The sequence below is a fragment of the Longispora urticae genome (assembly GCF_053902585.1).
In genome coordinates this window covers 57,371-76,294 of the sequence record NZ_JAQZSH010000035.1, presented here as the reverse complement: position 1 = coordinate 76,294, position 18,924 = coordinate 57,371, and the positions used below count along the sequence as shown (strand labels likewise).

19 protein-coding genes are annotated in these 18,924 nt (G+C 71.1%); 9 read left to right on the top strand and 10 right to left on the bottom strand.

Annotated features, from left to right (window positions below):
• Window positions 1–33: 33 nt before the first annotated feature.
• The 4 genes from PT931_RS22870 to PT931_RS22855 form a co-directional block, all read right to left on the bottom strand.
• Window positions 34–1,779 (bottom strand): acetyl/propionyl/methylcrotonyl-CoA carboxylase subunit alpha, encoded by a 1,746-nt coding sequence (locus PT931_RS22870; RefSeq protein WP_456247803.1) that lies wholly within the window; start codon window positions 1,777–1,779, stop codon window positions 34–36.
• Between the two features lie 287 nt (window positions 1,780–2,066).
• Entirely contained in the window at window positions 2,067–3,419 is a 1,353-nt protein-coding gene (locus tag PT931_RS22865; RefSeq protein WP_456247802.1) for an ABC transporter substrate-binding protein, read from the bottom strand.
• 12 nt (window positions 3,420–3,431) lie between these two features.
• Window positions 3,432–4,238, bottom strand: coding sequence for a carbohydrate ABC transporter permease (locus tag PT931_RS22860; RefSeq protein WP_456247801.1), 807 nt, complete (start codon window positions 4,236–4,238; stop codon window positions 3,432–3,434).
• Window positions 4,235–5,131 (bottom strand): carbohydrate ABC transporter permease, encoded by an 897-nt coding sequence (locus tag PT931_RS22855; RefSeq protein WP_456247800.1) that lies wholly within the window; start codon window positions 5,129–5,131, stop codon window positions 4,235–4,237. Before PT931_RS22855 ends, PT931_RS22860 begins: the two co-directional genes overlap by 4 nt.
• Before the next feature lie 160 nt (window positions 5,132–5,291).
• On the opposite strand from PT931_RS22855, the gene PT931_RS22850 reads away from it, so the two are divergent.
• From PT931_RS22850 to PT931_RS22840, 3 genes are read left to right on the top strand one after another with little or no spacing between them, the layout of a single operon-like run.
• Window positions 5,292–6,245: an ATP-binding cassette domain-containing protein gene (locus PT931_RS22850; protein ID WP_456248191.1), complete on the top strand. Its 954-nt coding sequence runs from the start codon at window positions 5,292–5,294 to the stop codon at window positions 6,243–6,245.
• Window positions 6,242–7,012, top strand: coding sequence for an ABC transporter permease (locus tag PT931_RS22845; RefSeq protein ID WP_363730831.1), 771 nt, complete (start codon window positions 6,242–6,244; stop codon window positions 7,010–7,012). Before PT931_RS22850 ends, PT931_RS22845 begins: the two co-directional genes overlap by 4 nt.
• Window positions 7,013–7,063: 51 nt before the next feature.
• On the top strand, window positions 7,064–8,242 hold the full coding sequence (locus PT931_RS22840; protein WP_456247799.1) for an MFS transporter: 1,179 nt from the start codon (window positions 7,064–7,066) through the stop codon (window positions 8,240–8,242).
• Window positions 8,243–8,278: 36 nt separating this feature from the next.
• Here the strand turns inward: PT931_RS22840 and PT931_RS22835 are convergent, their stop codons facing one another.
• Window positions 8,279–8,896, bottom strand: a complete 618-nt coding sequence (locus tag PT931_RS22835) for a Maf family protein (RefSeq protein WP_456247798.1) — start codon at window positions 8,894–8,896, stop codon at window positions 8,279–8,281.
• A gap of 153 nt (window positions 8,897–9,049) precedes the next feature.
• On the opposite strand from PT931_RS22835, the gene ddaH reads away from it, so the two are divergent.
• The 4 genes from ddaH to PT931_RS22815 all read left to right on the top strand — a co-directional run bounded on the left by ddaH (window position 9,050) and on the right by PT931_RS22815 (window position 12,107).
• Complete coding sequence (ddaH, locus tag PT931_RS22830; protein ID WP_456247797.1) at window positions 9,050–9,850, top strand: dimethylargininase; 801 nt, start codon at window positions 9,050–9,052, stop codon at window positions 9,848–9,850.
• On the top strand, window positions 9,850–11,043 hold the full coding sequence (rocD, locus tag PT931_RS22825; protein WP_456248190.1) for an ornithine--oxo-acid transaminase: 1,194 nt from the start codon (window positions 9,850–9,852) through the stop codon (window positions 11,041–11,043). Before ddaH ends, rocD begins: the two co-directional genes overlap by 1 nt.
• A 148-nt stretch (window positions 11,044–11,191) precedes the next feature.
• Entirely contained in the window at window positions 11,192–11,551 is a 360-nt protein-coding gene (locus tag PT931_RS22820) for a nucleotide pyrophosphohydrolase (protein ID WP_456247796.1), read from the top strand.
• A gap of 10 nt (window positions 11,552–11,561) precedes the next feature.
• Window positions 11,562–12,107, top strand: a complete 546-nt coding sequence (locus tag PT931_RS22815) for a UTRA domain-containing protein (protein WP_456247795.1) — start codon at window positions 11,562–11,564, stop codon at window positions 12,105–12,107.
• A gap of 3 nt (window positions 12,108–12,110) precedes the next feature.
• Here the strand turns inward: PT931_RS22815 and PT931_RS22810 are convergent, their stop codons facing one another.
• Window positions 12,111–12,323 (bottom strand): acyl-CoA carboxylase subunit epsilon, encoded by a 213-nt coding sequence (locus PT931_RS22810; RefSeq protein ID WP_456247794.1) that lies wholly within the window; start codon window positions 12,321–12,323, stop codon window positions 12,111–12,113.
• Window positions 12,320–13,897 (bottom strand): acyl-CoA carboxylase subunit beta, encoded by a 1,578-nt coding sequence (locus tag PT931_RS22805; RefSeq protein ID WP_456247793.1) that lies wholly within the window; start codon window positions 13,895–13,897, stop codon window positions 12,320–12,322. The genes PT931_RS22810 and PT931_RS22805 overlap by 4 nt, the downstream gene beginning before the upstream one ends.
• Before the next feature lie 15 nt (window positions 13,898–13,912).
• On the opposite strand from PT931_RS22805, the gene PT931_RS22800 reads away from it, so the two are divergent.
• Window positions 13,913–14,716 (top strand): biotin--[acetyl-CoA-carboxylase] ligase, encoded by an 804-nt coding sequence (locus PT931_RS22800; protein ID WP_456248189.1) that lies wholly within the window; start codon window positions 13,913–13,915, stop codon window positions 14,714–14,716.
• Between the two features lie 45 nt (window positions 14,717–14,761).
• On the top strand, window positions 14,762–15,280 hold the full coding sequence (locus PT931_RS22795) for a PH domain-containing protein (RefSeq protein ID WP_456247792.1): 519 nt from the start codon (window positions 14,762–14,764) through the stop codon (window positions 15,278–15,280).
• Window positions 15,281–15,316: 36 nt separating this feature from the next.
• Here the strand turns inward: PT931_RS22795 and PT931_RS22790 are convergent, their stop codons facing one another.
• The 3 genes from PT931_RS22790 to PT931_RS22780 all read right to left on the bottom strand — a co-directional run bounded on the left by PT931_RS22790 (window position 15,317) and on the right by PT931_RS22780 (window position 18,854).
• Window positions 15,317–15,787 carry a GtrA family protein gene (locus tag PT931_RS22790; protein ID WP_363730853.1) on the bottom strand — a complete coding sequence of 157 codons (471 nt, stop codon included), beginning with the start codon at window positions 15,785–15,787 and terminating at the stop codon, window positions 15,317–15,319.
• 111 nt (window positions 15,788–15,898) lie between these two features.
• A complete protein-coding gene (locus PT931_RS22785; protein ID WP_456247791.1) occupies window positions 15,899–16,381 on the bottom strand; it encodes a GtrA family protein in 483 nt (160 codons plus the stop codon).
• A gap of 10 nt (window positions 16,382–16,391) precedes the next feature.
• Window positions 16,392–18,854, bottom strand: coding sequence for a sigma-70 family RNA polymerase sigma factor (locus PT931_RS22780; RefSeq protein ID WP_456247790.1), 2,463 nt, complete (start codon window positions 18,852–18,854; stop codon window positions 16,392–16,394).
• Window positions 18,855–18,924: the final 70 nt, after the last annotated feature.

Here is an 18,924-nt window from a genome sequence, read left to right as displayed (position 1 = left end):
CGCGAACGGACCGGCCCACCTCGTACCCGAAAACTAGTCCTTGATCTCGCAGAGCACCGCGCCCGCCGAGACGACCTCGCCCACGACCGCGGCCAGGCCCGTGACCGTGCCCGCCTTGTGCGCGTTCAGCGGCTGCTCCATCTTCATGGCCTCCAGGACCACGATCAGGTCGCCCTCGGCCACCTGCTGGCCCTCCTCGACGGCGATCTTCACGATCGTGCCCTGCATGGGGCTGGCCAGCGACGAACCGCTCGCGGCCTTCTTCGCGCCACCGCCGCCGCCCCGCTTCGGGGCCGCCTTCTTGGCGGCGGGGGCGGAACCGGCGCCCAGCCCGGCGGGCAGCGTGACCGACAGCCGCTTGCCGCCGACCTCGACCACGATCGTCTCGCGCGGCTCGGACTCCTCGGACAGGGCCGGATCGGCGAACGGGGTCACCGAATTGACCCATTCCGTCTCGATCCACCGGGTGTGCACGGTGAACGGGTCGGCCGTGAACGCCTCGTCCCGGACGATCGCCCGGTGGAACGGCAGCGCGGTGGCCATGCCCTCGACGACCAGCTCGTCCAGGACCCGGCGGGAGCGCTCCAGGGCCTCCTCGCGGGTCGCCCCGGTCACGATCACCTTGGCGAGCAGCGAGTCGAAGTTGCCGCCGATCACGGAGCCTGACTCGATGCCCGCGTCGACCCGCACGCCCGGCCCGGACGGGGCCACGAAGCGGGTCACGACGCCCGGCGCGGGCAGGAAGCCCCGGCCCGGGTCCTCGCCGTTGATCCGGAACTCGAAGGAGTGGCCGCGCGGCGTCGGGTCCTCGGTGATCTCCAGCGCGAGCCCGTCGGCGATCCGGAACTGTTCGCGGACCAGGTCCAGGCCCGTGGTCTCCTCCGAGACCGGGTGCTCGACCTGGAGCCGGGTGTTGACCTCCAGGAAGGAGATGGTGCCGTCGACCCCGACGAGATACTCGACGGTACCGGCGCCGTAGTACCCCGCCTCGCGGCAGATGGCCTTCGCGGACGTGTGGATCTGGGCCCGCTGGGCGTCGCTGAGGAACGGCGCCGGGGCCTCCTCGACCAGCTTCTGGTGCCGGCGCTGCAACGAGCAGTCCCGGGTGCCGACGACGATCACGTTGCCGTGCTGGTCGGCCAGGACCTGCGCCTCGACGTGCCGGGGCTTGTCCAGGTACCGCTCGACGAAGCACTCGCCCCGACCGAACGCCGCGACGGCCTCCCGGGTCGCGGACGCGAACAGCTCGGGGATCTCCTCCAGGTCGCGGGCGACCTTCAGCCCGCGCCCGCCGCCGCCGAACGCCGCCTTGATCGCGATCGGCAGGCCGTGCTCCTTGGCGAACGCCACGATCTCGTCGGCGTCGGACACCGGGTCGGCGGTGCCCGCGACGAGGGGCGCGCCGGCCCGGGCCGCGATGTGCCGGGCGGTCACCTTGTCGCCGAGGTCCCGGATGGCCTGCGGGGACGGGCCGATCCAGGTCAGCCCCGCGCTGGTCACGGCCTCGGCGAACTCGGCGTTCTCGGAGAGGAAGCCGTAGCCGGGGTGCACCGCGTCGGCGCCGGACTTCCGGGCGACGTCGATCAGCTTGTCGATCACCAGGTAGGTGTCGCCGGGGGTGTCACCGCCGAGCGCGAACGCCTCGTCGGCCATTCGGGCGTGGGGGGCGTCCCTGTCCGAATCGGCGTACACGGCGACGCTGGCGAGGCCGGCGTCCCGACAGGCCCGGATGACACGAACCGCGATTTCGCCACGATTGGCGATCAATACCTTGCGCACGGTCCGGAGTCTAGCGGTCCCCGTTTCCCGGGGGCCCCGAACGGGCCCCCGGGAAATGTCACTCCGGAGGGTCTTGCGCGCGGCTCCGGTGACCGGGCCGGATCAGGCCCCGGGACCAGGCCGGGCCACGTCCCGCGGCAGGGCCGGATCAGGCCCGAGACCAGGCCGGGGCACATCCCGCGGCAGGGCCGGATCAGGCCCGAGACCAGGCCGGGGCACATCCCGGGACCGGGCGGGGCGGGCTCCCGGGGCTCGGTCGTGGCCGGCCCGGCGAGCCCGCCCGGGACCTACTTGACCGCCCTGTTGTACGCGTCGATCGGCGACTTCAGCGTCCCCGCCGCATCGGTCATCGCCTCGTCCGCGTTCTTCGTGTCCGTGATCGCGGCCTCCAGCCCGTCCTCGGCGGCCTTGCGGGCCTGCGGCATCACGCCGAGCGCGCACCCGGCCGAGGCGACCGACGGCGGCAGGTCGTGCAGCTGGGTCACCGCCGTGCCGAACTGCGGGGCCGCGTCGATCACGGCCTTGCGGTTGACGGGTACGTAGCCCGTGCCCGTGTGCCACTGGGCCTGCTGGGTCGCCCCGACCGCCCACTTCGTGAACTCCCACGCGGCCCTCTGCTCGGCGGCCGAGTGCCCGATCCCGTTGATCCACAGTGACGCGCCGCCGATGATCGGACCGCCGGTCGAGGTCTTCGAGACCTTCGGGAACGGCGCGGTGGCCACGGTGAACTTGCCCTTCGCCGCGTCCAGGTAGCCGCGGAGCGTCGAGGTCGACTCCAGGTGCATGGCGACCGTGCCCGACTTGAACGCGGCCTGCGCGTCGTCGGTCTTGCGGCCGGTGTTCGTGGCGTTGCCGGACTTCACCAGGTCCGCCCACCACTGGGCGACCTTGATCCCGGTCGGGGACGCGAAGTTGACCTTCGTGGCGAGACCATTGCGGCCGTTGCCCTGGTCGCAGTACTCCTCGGCGTTGGTGGCCAGCAGCTGTTCGACGAACCAGCCGTAGATGGCGGCGTTGAAGCCGTACTGGGTGACCTTGCCGGAGGAGTCGCGGACGGTGAGCTTGCGCGCGTACTCGGAGAGCTCGTCGAGCGTGCGCGGCGGCTTCGTCACGTCCAGCCCGGCCCGGTCGAACGCCTCCTTGTTCAGGTAGAGCAGGGGAGTGGAGGAGTTGAACGGCATGGACTGGAGCTTGCCGCCGACCTTGTAGTAGCTGGCGATGTTGGGTTCGAGGTCGTCGAGGGCGAACTTGTCGGCGTCCACGAAGCTCTGCATCGGCACCGTCTGCTTCGAGTCGACCATGAACCGGGTGCCGATGTCGTAGATCATCACCAGGGTCGGCGTGTTCTTCTGCTGCACCGCCGCCTTGTACTTGGTGACGGTCTCGTCGTAGCTGCCCTGGTACACCGGACTGATCTTGATCTTCCCGGCGTGCTCCTTGTTGAACGTCGAGGTCAGCGCCTCCAGGGCGGTCGCGTTGGCGCCCTTCATCGAGTGCCAGAACTCGACGTTCGTCTCACCCTTCGCGTTGGCGAGCGCGTCGGCGCCCGGCGCGTCGGTCGGGGCCTGCGCCTTCGGGGAGCTGGTGCACGCGGCGGCCAGGCCGAGGACCAGCAGCAGGGGGAGCAGCCTTCGTTTCATGGGCGAGCCTTTCTACTTGACCGCACCGGCGGTCAGACCACGGACGATGTGCCGCTGCCCGAAGATCACGATGGCGAGGGTGGGCAGCAGGGAGAGCACGACCCCGGCGAGGATCAGGCCGGGCGAGGCGGCCTCGGCGTCGTTGAGCTGGGACACGCCGATCTGCAACGTCTGGTACGACGGGTCCCGGACCAGCAGCAACGGCCAGAGGAACTGGTTCCACGCGGACAGGAACACGTACACGCCGACGGCCGCGATCGCCGGCTTGGACAGCGGCACCAGGATCCGGAACAGGAACCTCAGGTGCCCCGCGCCGTCCATCGCCGCCGCGTCGCGCAGCTCGGCGGGGAACTGCCGGAAGCTCTGCCGGAGCAGGAAGGTCCCGAAGGCGCTGGCGAGAAAGGGCAGGACCAGTCCGAGGTACGTGCCGGGGCCGCGCGCCAGGCCCCAGTCCGAGATCCGCAGATAGTTCGGGATGATGATCGACTCGACGGGCACCATCAGGGTGGCCAGGAAGCCCCAGAACACGAACTTCGGCAGGCGCAGGTAGACGAAGGCGTAGGCCGCGAGAATGCTGGTGAGCAGCTGGCTGACCGTGATCACCCCGGCCTGGACCGCCGAGTTGGCGTACTGCCTGGCCAGCGGCACGGCCGCCAGCACGTCGCCGAAGTTCTCCGGCCGCACCCCGGTGCGCGGGAACAGCGCCGGCGGGCTCAGGTCGCCGGGCACCATGACCGAGCCGGCGAACGCGTAGTACACCGGGAAGAGCACGGGGATCGCGGCGAGGACGAGTACCAGGTAGACGGGCAGTTTTCTCATGTGTAGTGCACCCGCCGCTCCAGCACGCCGAACTGCACCGCCGTGCACGCCAGCACGATCAGCAGGAGGACGATCGCCCGCGCGCTGGCCCCGCCGAAGTCCGAGGAGCCGTACGCGAAGGCCTTCTCGTAGATCGAGTACACCAGGGTGGTGGTCTGCCCGTTCGGCCCGCCCCTGGTGAGGATGTGGATCTGGCCGAAGCTCTGCAACGCGTGGATCGTCGAGACCACCACCAGGAAGAACAACTGCGGGGACAACAACGGGATGAGTACGCCCCGGGCGAGTTTCCAGCCGGTCGCCCCGTCCAGCCGGGCCGCCTCCACCACCTCGGACGGGATCGAGCCCACCCCGGCGGACAGCACCAGCACGTTGTACCCGAGGTTCATCCAGACCGTCGTCGCCGCCACCGAGACCAGCGCCATCGAGGGATCGGTGAGCCAGTCGACCCGGTCCGCGCCGAGGCTGCCGAGGGCAGCGTTGGCGATCCCGACCGCCGGGTTGTAGATCACGGCGAACACGACGCTCGCGGTGGCGACGCTGAACGCGAAGGGCAGCGCGAACACGGTCCGCAGGAAGCGGACGCCCCGGATCCGCGCCTCCAGCAGCAGCACCACGAACAGGGCGCCCACGACGGCCGGCACCACGGACAGCACGGTGAACCCGAGGGTCACGAGCAGCACCTGGCCGAACTCCGGATCCGCGAACATCTCCGTGAAGTTCAGCAGCCCGACATACGCGCTCGGCCTGCCGAACAGGTCGTTGCCGTGCAGTGACAGCGAGACCGACTGGCCCAGCGGCCAGAAAATGAAGAGGCCAAAACCGACAATCGACGGCAGGATGAAGGCCCAGCCGAGTCCGGACGCGGACGCGGAGCGACGCGGGGGCGGGGACACGGAGCTCCTTCGCGCTATGACCGTTATAGCTACTGGCGGGTACATCCTGTCGGAAACTGTCGGTGGTGACCAGCACAATGCGGGTGCGGTTTCGTGAGTTGACGTGACGTCATAGTGATGTCACCATGATGCCGAGAATTGACGTCTGGAGCATGTAGTGATCATTGAGACAGTGGGGCTGAAAAAGACCTTCAGCTCCCGTAAGGGAGATGTCGAAGCCGTCCGCGGCGTCGACCTCGCCGTGGAGGAGGGCGAGATCTTCGGCTTCCTCGGCCCCAACGGCGCCGGCAAGACCACGACCCTCCGAATGCTCGCCACCCTGCTGGAGCCCTCCGGCGGCACCGCGACCATCGCAGGCGCCGACCTGCGCAAGCAGCCCGGGGACGTCCGCGCCCGGATCGGCTACGTCGCCCAGGGCGGCGGCACGTGGGACGAGGTCAGCGCCCGCGAGGAGCTCGTCTACCAGGGCCGGCTGCACGGCATCAACCGCACCGAGTGCAAGGCGCGCGCCGAGCACGCCATCAAGGCGTTCCAGCTCGAGGAGTTCGCCGACCGCAAGACCAAGACCTACTCCGGCGGCCAGCGCCGCAGGCTCGACATCGCGCTCAGCCTGATGCACAAGCCGCAGCTCGTCTTCCTCGACGAGCCCACCACCGGCCTGGACCCGCAGAGCCGCGCCCACATGTGGGGCGAGGTCCGCCGGCTCCGGGACGAGGGCATGACCGTCTTCATCACCACCCACTACCTGGACGAGGCCGACGCGCTCTGCGACCGGATCGCGATCATCGACCACGGTCAGATCGTCGTCACCGGCGGCACCGACGAGCTCAAGCGCCAGGTCTCCGGGGACGTCGTGAACATCGGGGTCCTCGCCCACGACCTCGCGGCCGCCGAGGCCCTGGTCAAGCAGGAGAGCTACGTCCGCGAGGCCGAGACCACCGCGTCCGGCCTCCGGCTGTACGTGGAGGACGGCTCCGCCGCACTCCCGCACCTGCTGCGCCTCCTCGACAGCAAGGCCATCCCGCTCAGCTCCATCGAGCTGCACCGGCCCAGCCTCGACGACGTGTTCCTGCGCCAGACCGGCCGCTCGCTCCGTGAGGGAGAGAACGCGTGAAACTCCTCCGTGACACCTGGCTCGTCTTCGCCCGGCAGATGGCGCTGCTCCTGCGCAACCCGGTCTGGGTCATCGTCGGCATCATGCAGCCGCTGTACTTCCTCTACCTCTTCGGCCCGCTGCTCACCAAGGCGTTGCAGGCCCAGCTCCCGCCGGGCGCGCCCGAGTCGGCGGCGTACCAGTTCTTCATCCCCGGCCTGCTGATCCAGCTCGCCATGTTCGGCTCGATGTTCGTCGGCTTCGCGCTCGTCGCCGAGCTCCGGCAGGGCGTCATCGAGCGGATGCGGGTCACCCCGGTCAGCCGGCTCGCCCTGCTGCTCGGCCGGTCGGGCCGCGACATCGTGATGCTGATCTTCCAGTCGCTGGTGATCGTGCTGCTCGCCCTGCCGCTCGGGCTCAAGGTCGAGATCGGCAACCTGGCGTTGGCGTTGGCGCTGCTCGCCCTCATCGGGCTGCTGATGTCCTCGTTCTCGTACGCGATCGCGCTCATCCTGCGCAGCGAGGACGCCCTCGCCCCGCTGCTCAACACGATCAGCATGCCGATCTGGCTGCTCTCGGGCATCCTGCTGCCGATGACGTTCGCCCCGGGCTGGCTGTCGACGATCTCCAAGTTCATCCCGTTCAAGTGGGCCGCCGACGCCGCCCGGCAGCTGTTCGCCGGCAACCCGGGCGACCCGGTGGTGTGGAAGGGCCTGCTGTTCGTGGCGATCCCGACCCTGCTGTGCGTGGTCTGGGCGAGCCGGAAGTTCGCCAAGTCCGTCCGTTAGTTTCGCTACACGGTTGCGAATCTGCACGCCCCTGGCGCTAGCGTCAGGGGCGTGCCCCGTCTCCTGCGCGACCGACTCACCTGGCTGAGCTACGCCCAGCTCGGCATCTGGGGCTACTTCCTCTACGCGTTCGCCCCCGTCGTCCCGTTGCTCCAGGACGAACAGGGCACGAGCAAGTTCGTGGCCAGCCTGCACGGCAGCGCCCTGGCGGTCGGCTCGATGATCGGCGGGGGCCTGGTGTACCCGCTGCTGCTCCGCCGGTTCGGCCGCGGCCGGGTCGTGTGGATCGGCCTCGCCGGGGTGGCCGTCGGCGTCACCGCCCTCGTGCTGTCCGAGCCGCTGCCGCTCACCCTCGGCGCGACCCTGCTCACCTCGATCTTCGGCATCGTCGTGGTCAGCTACATCTCGCCCACCCTCACCGACGCGCACGGACCCAGCGCCCCCGCCGCGATCAGCGAGGCCAACGCGATGGCCTCCGGGCTCGGCGTCGTCGCCCCGGCCGTGGTCGGCGGCGCGGTCGCCCTCGGCTACGGCTGGCGGCCCGCCATCGCCGTGACCGTCCTGCTCATCGCCGCCCTGGCCGTCTACGCCAAGGTCACCCACACGAGCACCGTGACCGGCGGGTACGCGGTCGTGCACGGCGACCGCCCCGGCCGGCTGCCCCTCGCGTACTGGTTCGCGTGGGCCGTCATGGCCCTGTTCGGCGCGGTCGAGGTGTGCCTCACCCAGTGGGGGAGCACCGTGCTGCGCGACCACGCGGGCATGTCCGACGGCGCGGCGGCCGGCAGCATCTCGGCCGTCATCGGCGGCATGTTCCTCGGCCGGCTCGTCGGCGGCCGGCTCGGGCTGCGGTACCGGCCGGCGACCCTGCTGCTCGGGTCGCTGGCGTTCGCGCTCGCCGGGTTCGCGCTGTTCTGGACGAGCACCGTGCCCGCCCTGGCCATTGCGGGGCTGGTCCTCGCCGGGCTCGGGATGGCCGTGCACTACCCGATGGGCATCGCGCTGTGCATCGACGCGTCCGGCGGGCACCCGGACCGGGCGACGGCCCTGTCCTCGTACGCGATGGGGATGTCCTTCGCGGTGACCACGTTCGTCCTGGCCCCGGTCGCGGACCGGATCGGCACCCACCGGGCGTTCCTGCTGCTGCCGATCCTGCTGGCGGTGGGGGCGGTGTGCGTGTGGCAGGCGAGCCGGCGGCTGTCGGCGCGGGTGCCGGTCGCCACGGGCTGAGCGGGACCCGGGCTCCCGGATCGGGTGGGCCCGCGCCTAGGGGGCCGGCGGGGCCCAGAGGTCGGTCACCGCGACGCCCAGCTCGGCGAGCATCCGGCGGAACAGCGGCAACGACAGGCCCAGTACGTTGCCGTGGTCGCCCTCGATGCCGTCCACGAACCAGCCGCCGTACCCGTCGAGGGTGAAAGCGCCCGCGACCCACAACGGCTCGCCGGTGGCCACATAGGCGTCGATCTCCGCGTCGGACGGGTTCCCGAACCGGATCACCGTGCCGGCGACGGCGTTGACCTCGCGGTCGCCGAGGACCAGGTGGTGGCCGGTGTGCAGGATCCCCGACCTGCCGCGCATCCGCAGCCAGCGGTCCCGGGCGTCGGCGGCGTCGTCGGGCTTGCCGTAGACCTCGCCGTCGAACTCCAGGACGGAGTCGCAGCCGAGGACGAGGGTGCCGGCGCTTGGGGCGTCGGAGGTGGTCGTGCCCTGCCCCGCGGCCACCGCCCGGCACTTCAACCGCGCCAACTGCCCGGCCACGAACGCCGCCGCCCCGGTCACGACGGACTCGTCCACGCCGCTCACCACGACCGCGGGATCCAGGCCCGCCGATCGGAGCAGGGCCAACCGGGCGGGACTGGCGGACGCCAGGATCAGACGGGGCATCGGGGGATCGTAACCCGCGCAACGAATCGCCGTTGAGGCCGGGAAAGACGCAACGAGTCGCCGTAATCGAGCAACGAAGCGCAATGGTTTTCGGTCTGCGCGTTGCCTACCGTTTGGGTCATCACGATAAGACGATCTCGCCCCGGAGGATCAATGAAGCTCCAGCCCAGGCACTATCTCATGTGCCGCCCGACGTACTTCACCGTGGAGTACGTGATCAACCCGTGGATGGACCCCGAGGTGCCGACCGACACCGCCCTCGCCGTCTCCCAGTGGGAGAAGTTGGTCGAGATCTACGGGCAGCTGGGCCACAAGGTGGACTTCATCGACCCGATCCCGGGCCTGCCGGACATGGTCTTCGCGGCCAACGGCGCGACCGTCGTCGACGGCCGGGTGCTCGGCGCCCAGTTCCGCAACGTGCAGCGCGCCGACGAGGGCCCGGCCTACTCCGCCTGGTTCGAGGCCGCCGGCTACGACGTCAAGGCCCCCAAGCACGTCAACGAGGGCGAGGGCGACTTCCTCGTCACCGAGAACTTCGTGCTCGCCGGCACCGGCTTCCGCACCGACCCGGGCGGGCACTCGGAGGCGCAGGAGTGGTTCGGCCGCCCGGTCATCTCGCTCCAGCTGGTCGACCCGCGCTACTACCACCTGGACACGGCGCTGTTCGTGCTGGAGGCCGACCAGGTGGCGTACTTCCCGGGCGCGTTCAGCCCCGGCAGCCAGCAGGTCCTGGCCCGGCTGTTCCCGGAGGCCCTGCTGGTCAGCGCCGAGGACGCGGGCGTGTTCGGCCTGAACTCGGTCTCCGACGGCCACAATGTGATCGTCCCGCCGCAGGCCACCCAGCTGATCGCGGACCTGACGGCCCGGGGCTACAACCCGATCACGGTCGACCTGTCCGAGCTGCTCAAGGGTGGCGGCGGCCCCAAGTGCTGCACCCTGGAGATCCGGCCGTGATGACCACCGACGCCGTCGAGTACGCCGAGCGGCACACCGCGCACAACTACCACCCGCTGCCGGTGGTGATCGCCGACGGCGAGGGCGCATGGGTCACCGACATCGACGGCAAGCGGTACCTGGACTGCCTCGCCGGCTACTCCGCCCTCAACTTCGGCCACCGGCACCCGGTGCTGATCGAGGCGGCCAAGGCCCAGCTCGACCGGGTCACGCTGACGTCGCGCGCGTTCATCCACGACCAGTTCGGCCCGTTCTGCGAGGAGCTGGCCGAGCTGTGCGGCAAGGAGCTCGTGCTCCCGATGAACACCGGGGCCGAGGCCGTGGAGACCGCGATCAAGGTCGCCCGCAAGTGGGGCTACCAGGTCAAGGGCGTGCCGCAGAACAAGGCGAAGATCATCGTCGCGGAGAACAACTTCCACGGGCGTACCACGACGATCATCAGCTTCTCGACCGACGAGGACGCGCGGGCCGACTTCGGGCCGTACACCCCCGGCTTCGAGATCGTGCCCTACGGCGACCTGGCGGCGTTGACGGCGGCGATCGACGAGAACACCGTCGCGGTCCTGCTCGAACCCATCCAGGGCGAGTCGGGGGTCCTCGTGCCCCCGCCCGGCTACCTTGCCGGCGTCCGCGCCGTGACCAGCGCCAACAACGTGCTCTTCCTGTGCGACGAGATCCAGTCGGGCCTCGGCCGGACGGGGCGCAACTTCGCCATCGAGCACACCGGCGTCGTCCCGGACATGTACCTGCTGGGCAAGGCCCTCGGCGGCGGCGTCGTACCCGTCTCCGCCGTCGCGGCCAACCGGGACGTCCTCGGCGTCCTCAAGCCCGGCCAGCACGGCTCCACGTTCGGCGGCAACCCGCTCGCCTGCGCGGTCGGCCGGGCGGTCGTCGGCCTGCTCCGCACCGGCGAGTACCAGGCCCGGGCGGTCGACCTGGGCAAGCAGCTGCACGCCGGGCTGGAGGACCTGGTCGGGCACGGCATCGTCGCCGTCCGCGGCCAGGGCCTGTGGGCCGGGATCGACATCGACCCGGCGCTCATGACGGGCCGGCAGGCCTGCGAGAAGCTGATGGACCTGGGCGTCCTGGTCAAGGACACCCACGGCTCCACCATCCGGCTCGCCCCGCCGCTGGTCGTCACGGGCGACGAGATCGACATGGCGGTGGAGCGGCTCCGCACGGTCCTGGGATAACTCTCGGGGCGGCTCCGACCGGGAGCGGCGTCACCTCCGGGTGGCGCCGCTTCCGCGCGTTCCGGAACACCCCGACCCCTTCGACGGGTACTCCGCTGGAGCGCCGACGGTTGTCCCGCCGCCGACCGGCCGGCACTAGACTCGCCGGGTGACCCAGAGTGACGAATTGCGCGCCCGGTTGGCGAAGTTCACGGCGGACCGGGACTGGGGACAGTTCCACCGGCCGAAGAACCTGGTCATGGCCCTGGCCGGCGAGGTGGGCGAGCTGCTCGCCGAGTTCCAGTGGCTGACCCCCGAGGAGTCCGACGCGGTGATGGCGGACCCGGAGCACGCGGCGCGGGTCCGCTCCGAGATGGCCGACGTCTTCACGTACCTGTCCCAGTTGGCGATGCGGCTGGACATCGACCTGTACGAGGTCGCGCACGAGAAGATGGACGAGGTCGAGGTGCGCTACCCGCCGGGCGTCGTACCCCGCTCGGCGGGGCCGCAGGCCGGCGACGGCAGCTGAGGAGCGGCAGGTGTCCGGTACCCCTCGATGGTCCGCTTCCTCACTGCCCTACCTGCTGCCGCGCGCGGCCGGGCAGCCCGACGCGTGGACGGCGGAACTCGCCGGCTCCGGGCTGACCGGATCGCAGCAGCTCACCGAGGTGGCGGAGGTCGAGGCACCGGCCGATGTCGCGGCGGCGCTGGGGCTGCCGGCCGGCGGGCGGGTGGTGGTGCGGCGGCGGGTGATGCGGGTCGGGGACCGTGCCGTCGAGCTGACCGATTCCTACTACCCGGTGCACATCGCCGCTGGTACCGGCCTCGCCGAGCGCCGGAAGATCCCCGGCGGGGCGGTCACGCTGCTCGCCGCGCTCGGCCACGTCCCGGCGCGGGCGCGCGAGGACGTCACCGCGAGGATGCCCACCCCGGCGGAACGGGCCGCGCTCGCGTTGGGCGAAGGGGAGCCCGTGCTCGTGCTGTGCCGGTTGTTGTCCGCCGCCGGGGACGTACCCGTCGAGGTCAGTGTCATGACGATGCCGGCGCACGGCCGGCACCTGGGCTACGAGACGGCGCTCGGCTAGAGGTCAGCGCGGCAGGGCGCTGGAGCGCCAACCCTTCTGCGGCGCGGGCAGGGCGCTCGCCCGCCACGGGGTGAACCCGGTCGGGGCCGGCTCCGCCGTGGCGGCCGGGCGGGCGGACAGCACCGCGACCAGGGCGGCCAGCTCCTCCGGGGACGGATTCCCCGACACGGTGATGGCCGGGGCGCCGACCCCGGGAGTGGCTCCGGTCCCGGTCACAGCGGGATGTTCCCGTGCTTCTTCGGCGGCAGCGTCTCCCGCTTACCGCGCAGGGTCCGCAGCGCCTTCACCAGCTGCACCCGGGTCGACGACGGCGGGATCACCGAGTCGATGTAGCCGCGCTCGGCCGCCACGTACGGGTTCGCCAGCGTCTCCTCGTAGTCCGCGATGAACTGGGCGCGCGCCGCCTCCGGGTCCTCGGCCGCCGCCAGCTCGCGCCGGTAGAGGATGTTGACCGCGCCCTGGGCGCCCATGACCGCGATCTGGGCGGTGGGCCAGGCGAAGTTCAGGTCGGCGCCGAGGTGCTTGGAGCCCATGACGTCGTACGCGCCGCCGTAGGCCTTGCGGGTGATGACCGTGAGCTTCGGGACCGTGGCCTCGCCGTACGCGTAGATGAGCTTCGCGCCGCGCCGGATGATGCCGTCCCACTCCTGGCCGGTGCCGGGCAGGAAACCCGGAACGTCCACAAAGGTGAGTACCGGGATGTTGAACGCGTCGCACGTGCGCACGAAGCGCGCGGCCTTCTCGGAGGCGTCGATGTCCAGGCAGCCGGCGAAGTGCATCGGCTGGTTGGCGACGACGCCGACGGGGGCGCCCTCGATCCGGCCGAAGCCGATCAGGATGTTCGGCGCGAACAGCGGCTGGACCTCGCAGAACTCGCCGTCGTCCAGCACGGCCTCGATGACCTTGTGCATGTCGTACGGCTGGTTGGCCGAGTCCGGGATCAGCGTGTCGAGCGCGCGGTCCTCGTCCGTGACGTCCAGGACGGCCGGCGCGTCGAACACCGGGGCCGGGTCCAGGTTGTTCGACGGGAGGTAGGACAGCAGCGTCTTGACGTACTCGACGGCGTCGTCCTCGTCGGTGGCCAGGTAGTGCGCGACGCCCGACTTGGTGTTGTGCGCGCGGGCCCCGCCCAGTTCCTCCATGCCCACGTCCTCGCCGGTGACCGTCTTGATCACGTCGGGGCCGGTGATGAACATGTGCGAGGTCTGGTCGACCATGACCGTGAAGTCGGTGATCGCGGGCGAGTACACCGCGCCGCCCGCGCACGGGCCCATGATCAGGGAGATCTGCGGGATGACGCCCGAAGCGCGGACGTTGCGGAAGAAGATCTCGCCGTACAGGCCCAGGGAGGCGACGCCCTCCTGGATCCGGGCGCCGCCGGAGTCGTTGATGCCGATCACGGGGCAGCCGGTCTTCATCGCCAGGTCCATCACCTTGACGATCTTTTCGCCGAACACCTCGCCGAGGGAGCCACCGAAGACCGTGAAGTCCTGGGCGAACACGCAGACCGGGCGGCCGTCGACCGTGCCGTAGCCGGTGACGACGCCGTCGCCGTAGGGCCGGTTCTTCTCCTGGCCGAAGTTCGTCGACCGGTGCCGGGCGAACTCGTCCAGCTCCGTGAAGGAGTCCTTGTCCAGCAGGGCGTCGACGCGCTCGCGGGCGGTCTTCTTGCCGCGGGCGTGCTGCTTCTCCACGGCACGGGCGGAGCCGGAGTGCACGGCCTCGTCGTACTTGTGCAGCAGGTCGGCGATCTTGCCGGCGGTCGTGTGGCGGTCGGGCGCATCGGTCACGCTGCTGATCCTAGGCTGTTACCTGTGAGTGAATACAAGGAGTTGGACCGGCCGCCTTTGCGGCAAACGGAGTTAGTTCGGTCACTCCTGCGCCCGGGATCGATCTGGACGAACATCGAGGTACTCCACGAAACGGGCTCCACCAACGCGGACCTCGCCGACCGGGCGCGCGCCGGGGCCCCCGAGGGCACCGTGCTGATCGCCGAGCGGCAGACGGCGGGTCGCGGCCGGCTCGACCGGCAGTGGGAGTCCCCGGCCCGGGCCGGGATCGCGCTGAGCCTGCTGGTCCGGCCGACGGCCCCCATGGCCCGCTACAGCTGGCTGCCCCTGCTCGCGGGCGTCGCCCTGGTCGAGGCGGTCGGCGTCGGCGGCCTGAAGTGGCCCAACGACCTGCTGATCGAGGGCCGCAAGTGCGCGGGCATCCTCGCCGAGGTCGTCGACGGGGGCGTCGTGATCGGTATCGGGCTCAACGTGTCCCTCCGCGCCGACGAGCTGCCCCGGCCCGACGCCACCTCGCTCGTCCTGGCGGGCGCGCCGCTCACCGACCGGGGGCCGCTGGTGAAGGCGCTGCTGCGGGCCTTCGAGACCCGGTACACGGCCTGGAACGACGCCGGTGGGGATCCGGTGGCCAGCCGGCTGCTCGCGGAGTACTCGGAAAAGTGTGTGACCCTGGGGCAGACCGTGCGGGCCGAGCTTCCCGGCGGGAGGTCCCTCACCGGCACCGCCGCCGAGATCGACAGAGACGGCCGACTGGTACTGGAGCACGACGGCGGACGGATCCCCGTCGCGGCGGGTGACGTGGTGCACGTCAGGACCTAGACTCAGCGCGTCCACGCCGCGACATCACCATTCAGGAGGCTGGCGGTGGCGTTCCCCGATGAGGTTCTCGCCGACGATGAGCAGGTCGTCGTCCACCTGCACCCGCACTGGAAGACCATGGTCCGGCCCGGGTTGGTGTTCCTGCTGGTCGTGGGTGCCCTCGCGTTCGCCGCGGTCGCGTTGCCCGACGAGAGCTGGGCGCACGTCATCCTGATGGTGCTCGCGGCCTTCGGCCTGATCGCGCTGCTGGTCTGGGTGCTGGTGCCGTTCCTGCGCTGGCGGACCACGCACTACGTGTTCACCACCCACCGGGTGCTGCTGCGCGACGGCATCCTGTCCCGGCACGGCCGCGATGTGCCGCTCAGCCGGATCAACGACGTGTCGTTCTCGCACAACGTGCTGGAGCGCATCCTCGGCTGCGGGACGCTCGTGGTGGAGTCGGCCGGCGAGAACGGCCAGGTGACCCTGAAGGAGATCCCCAGCGTGGAGCAGGTGCAGAGCACGCTGTACCAGCTGGTGGAGGACGATCACGACCGGCGCACGACCGACGACGACGGGATCTGAGCGCCGGGGCCGCGGGTCGGCCCCGGGTCAGCGGCTCTAGCGCGAGGCCAGCTCGGGCTCGGGCACGACCGGGGCCTGCCGGAACACGAACGTCCGGTAGGCCCAGAACCGGAACATGGTGCTCAGCACCAGGCCGACGACCTGCGCGGCGTTGAACGCGGCGACGCCGTCGAGGCCCAGCGGGTACTTCGTGATCCAGGTGACCAGGGCCGTGATGCCCATGCCGACCGCGTTGAAGAAGAAGAACAGCGCGTACTCCCGGCGGAGCGAGCCGCTCGGGCGGTGCCGGTAGGTCCAGAACCTGTTCATCAGGTACGCGAAGACCGTGGCGATCAGGGAGCCGGCCGTGGCGGCCTTGACCTCGCCGTGCTGGAACACGGTGTGCAGCAGCAGGTTCGCCACGCCGAAGCTGACGATCGTGTTGATGACACCGACGACACCGAACTTGGCGACCTCGCGGGCGAGGCCGTGCCAGCGTTCGGGAACCAGCTTGAGGATAGGACGCACCGACCAACCATACGGGGTACGAACAAAGTGCGGCAGTGACCCGGACCTGGGAGCTTTGTGAGGATACTCTCCGCAGTCGAATAAATGTCCTGCGTCACCAAAATGGGGCGGCTACTCCGCTGCGGCGAACACCCAGCGGCGGTACGCGTAGAACCGGAACATCGTGCCCAGGACCAGGCCGAACACGTTCGCCGCGATGAAGTCCGCGATCTCGGTGTCGAACACGCTCGGCCACACCGAACCGAGCGCCGAGTGGCTCAGCCACAGGCAGCCCAGCGCGATGCCGAGGCCGATCGCGTTGAACAGGAAGTACAGCAGGTACTCCCGGTGCAGGCCCGACTTCGGCCGGTCCCGCCAGGTCCAGAACCGGTTGCCGAGGAAGGCCAGGGTCGCGGCGACGGCCACGGCCAGGGTCTTGGCGGCGTAGGTGTTCCAGCCGAGCGCGAGGCCCGCGGCGTAGATCCCGGAGTCGACGACGAACGTGATCCCGCCCACGACCCCGAACTTGCCCAGCTCGCGCACGAGCCCGGCGAACCGGTCATAGAGTCGCAGCACGAAGTTCCGTGGCGGGGTGGACGTCAACTCGGTCGACATCGTTGGGATTCTACCGGTTGACGCTCACCGCCAGCAGTCCGAGCTCCATCGGGTCCTCCCCTGGCCGCAGGGCGAGAACGGACGCGCCGGACAGACCGGTCTCGAAGTGCGCCGCGTCCACGCCGTAGGTGCGCCAGTCGTACCCCTCCAATGCGGTCGCGGAGCGGCTGTGGCCCACGTTGTCGGCGAGCAGTGTCCGGCCGAGGGCCAGGGTGTCCTCCTCCAGCGGGGCGTCGCCGTCCCAGAGCAGCAGGTCCGCGCTGACCCTGGTACCGGCCACCCGGACGCTCAGTGGGCCGTGCCGCAGGGCCGTCGGGCCCTGGTAGACGGCGACGTCGCGGAGCGGGCCGGGCGACTCGTAGACCACGGCGAGGCCCCAGCCGGCGTACTCGCCGACGCCGGTGGGCAGGCCGCTCGCCGACACCCAGACGGTTCCGGCGCGCACCAGGTCGGTGACCTCCGCGTACGCCTGGCCGAGCTTGCGGGACCCGTTCTGCACGGTGCTCCGGCCGTCGGCGGTGACCGTGCTGCCGTTCAGCTGGACCGAGTAGGGGGCGGCGCGTTGGGAGGTGGCCCAGTACAGGCCCGCCCAGCGGATCTTCGCGCCCGCCGGGATGGTCAGCCGGGCCCCGCTGGAACCCTGCTCGGGGCCGCCGGGCGCGCCGGGTGCCCGGTACGGGGCCATCACGGCGTCCTGGTTGTCCTCGGCCGTCGTCCGGCACCACGGGCGCGGGGTGCAGGACAGCAGCGTGTTGCCGGCCAGGGCGACGGCGGACGGGGTGCCCGCGACCGCGTACCCGACCCGGGTGCCCGTGGGGGCGACCGCGACCCGGACGTCGGCCTGGCCGCGCAGGCCGAGGCCGGTCACCGACAGTTTGACCGGGTAGAAGCCCGAGGCGTCGGCGGTGACGGTGAGCTTGACCCGGGCCGTGCTGGACGCGCCGGGGGCCAGTGGGGGCCTGGTACACGTGATGGCCGTGGTTTTCGCGCAGGTCCAGCCCTCGCCGGCGTCGGGGGCGGTGAGGGTGAACTGCGGTGGCAGGTCGAGGGTGAGGACGACGGGGGTGGCGGTCGGTGCCGGGGTGGCGTCGGCGTTCTCGATGGGGGGCGCTGCGGCGGGGCCGGAACCGCTGCCCGGTTCGGTGGGGATGAGGGCGCGGGCCGGCGCGGGGCGCAGCTGGCGCGCCGCGGCGGCCTCGGTGACCGGCGCCGACTCCGCGCGGGGTTCCGTGACGTCCCGGATGTCCATGTTGATCGACCGGGCCGCGACGCCCGCCGGCCGAGGGTCCCGGACCGTGACCGGCAGCTCGCCCGGCCCACCGGCCGACAACCCGCCGCCGTCCAGCGCGGGGGCCACCTCGAAGTCCCCGGGCACCGGAACCGGCGCGGGGGCCGGGGCGGGCGGGGTCGGGCGCGGCGTGGGGGCCGACTCGACCGGCGGGGGCGGCTCCACGGGCGGCGGCGGCACGACCACCGGCCCGGGCGGCACCACCACGGGCTGCGGCACGGTCGGCGCGAGGGCCGCGTCCGGCGGCGGCTTCTGGTCGCCGGAGACCAGGATCAGCGCCAGCACGGCGGCCACCACGGCCGTCGCCCCGCCGCCGATGGCCACGTTGCGGGTCCCGAGCCGGCGCACCCAGCCGACCAGGGCGAGCCAGTGCGCGGCGATCCAACCCCCGACCATGATCTTGGTACCGCCGGCGCTGAGTCCCAGATACCCGACCGTCGCCCCGCCCAGCACCACGGGCCCGATGACGACCCGGATGCTGGAGTTGATCTCCATGAGTTCGACGTGCCGGAGCTTGCAACCGGCGCACCCGCCCAGGTGCCGCTGCACCTTGTCGGAGTCGCGGCCGGCCAGCCCGCCGCGCACGTACGCGCCGAGCCGCTCCGCCGTCCAGTGGCACTCGGTCGGGCTCTCGGCTAAGTGTTCCTGCAGGTAGATCTGCTTGAGCCGCTCCCGGGCCCGGTACGCCAGCGCGGACACCCCGTTGGGGGTGAGCCCGAGCAGCGGGGCGACCTGGGCGGGGGACTCGCCCTCGACCTCGGTGTGCCAGAGGACCATCCGCCAGCGTTCGGGCAGCTTGGCGAAGGCCCGGGCGGCGTACGTCTGCTCGGCCCGGGTCACCACCGGGTCCTCGAACGTCTCACCGTGGTCGATGACGGCCATATCGTCGGTGAGGAGCAGTTTCTTGTCCCGACGGGCGCGGTCGTAGCAGACGTGCCGGAGGCTGGTCAGCAGGTACGCCCGGAACGCGTCCTTGGGGCCACCGCCCCGGCGCAGCGCGGCGAGCACCTTCGCGAACGCCTCGGCGACGAGGTCCTCGGCGTCGGCGGTGTCCCGGACGAGTACCCGGGCGAGCCTGCGGGCGGCTCCCACGTGGCGGCTGTAGAGGTTGCTGTAGGCGGCGGCGTCACCCTTGCGGGCCGCGACGATGAGTTCCGCGTCGCTGACCGGAGTATCGACAGTCATGGTTAACTTTCGGCTCGGGGTCCGACCACACAACGCGACACTGGGACTACGGGATATGCCTCTGTCTAAT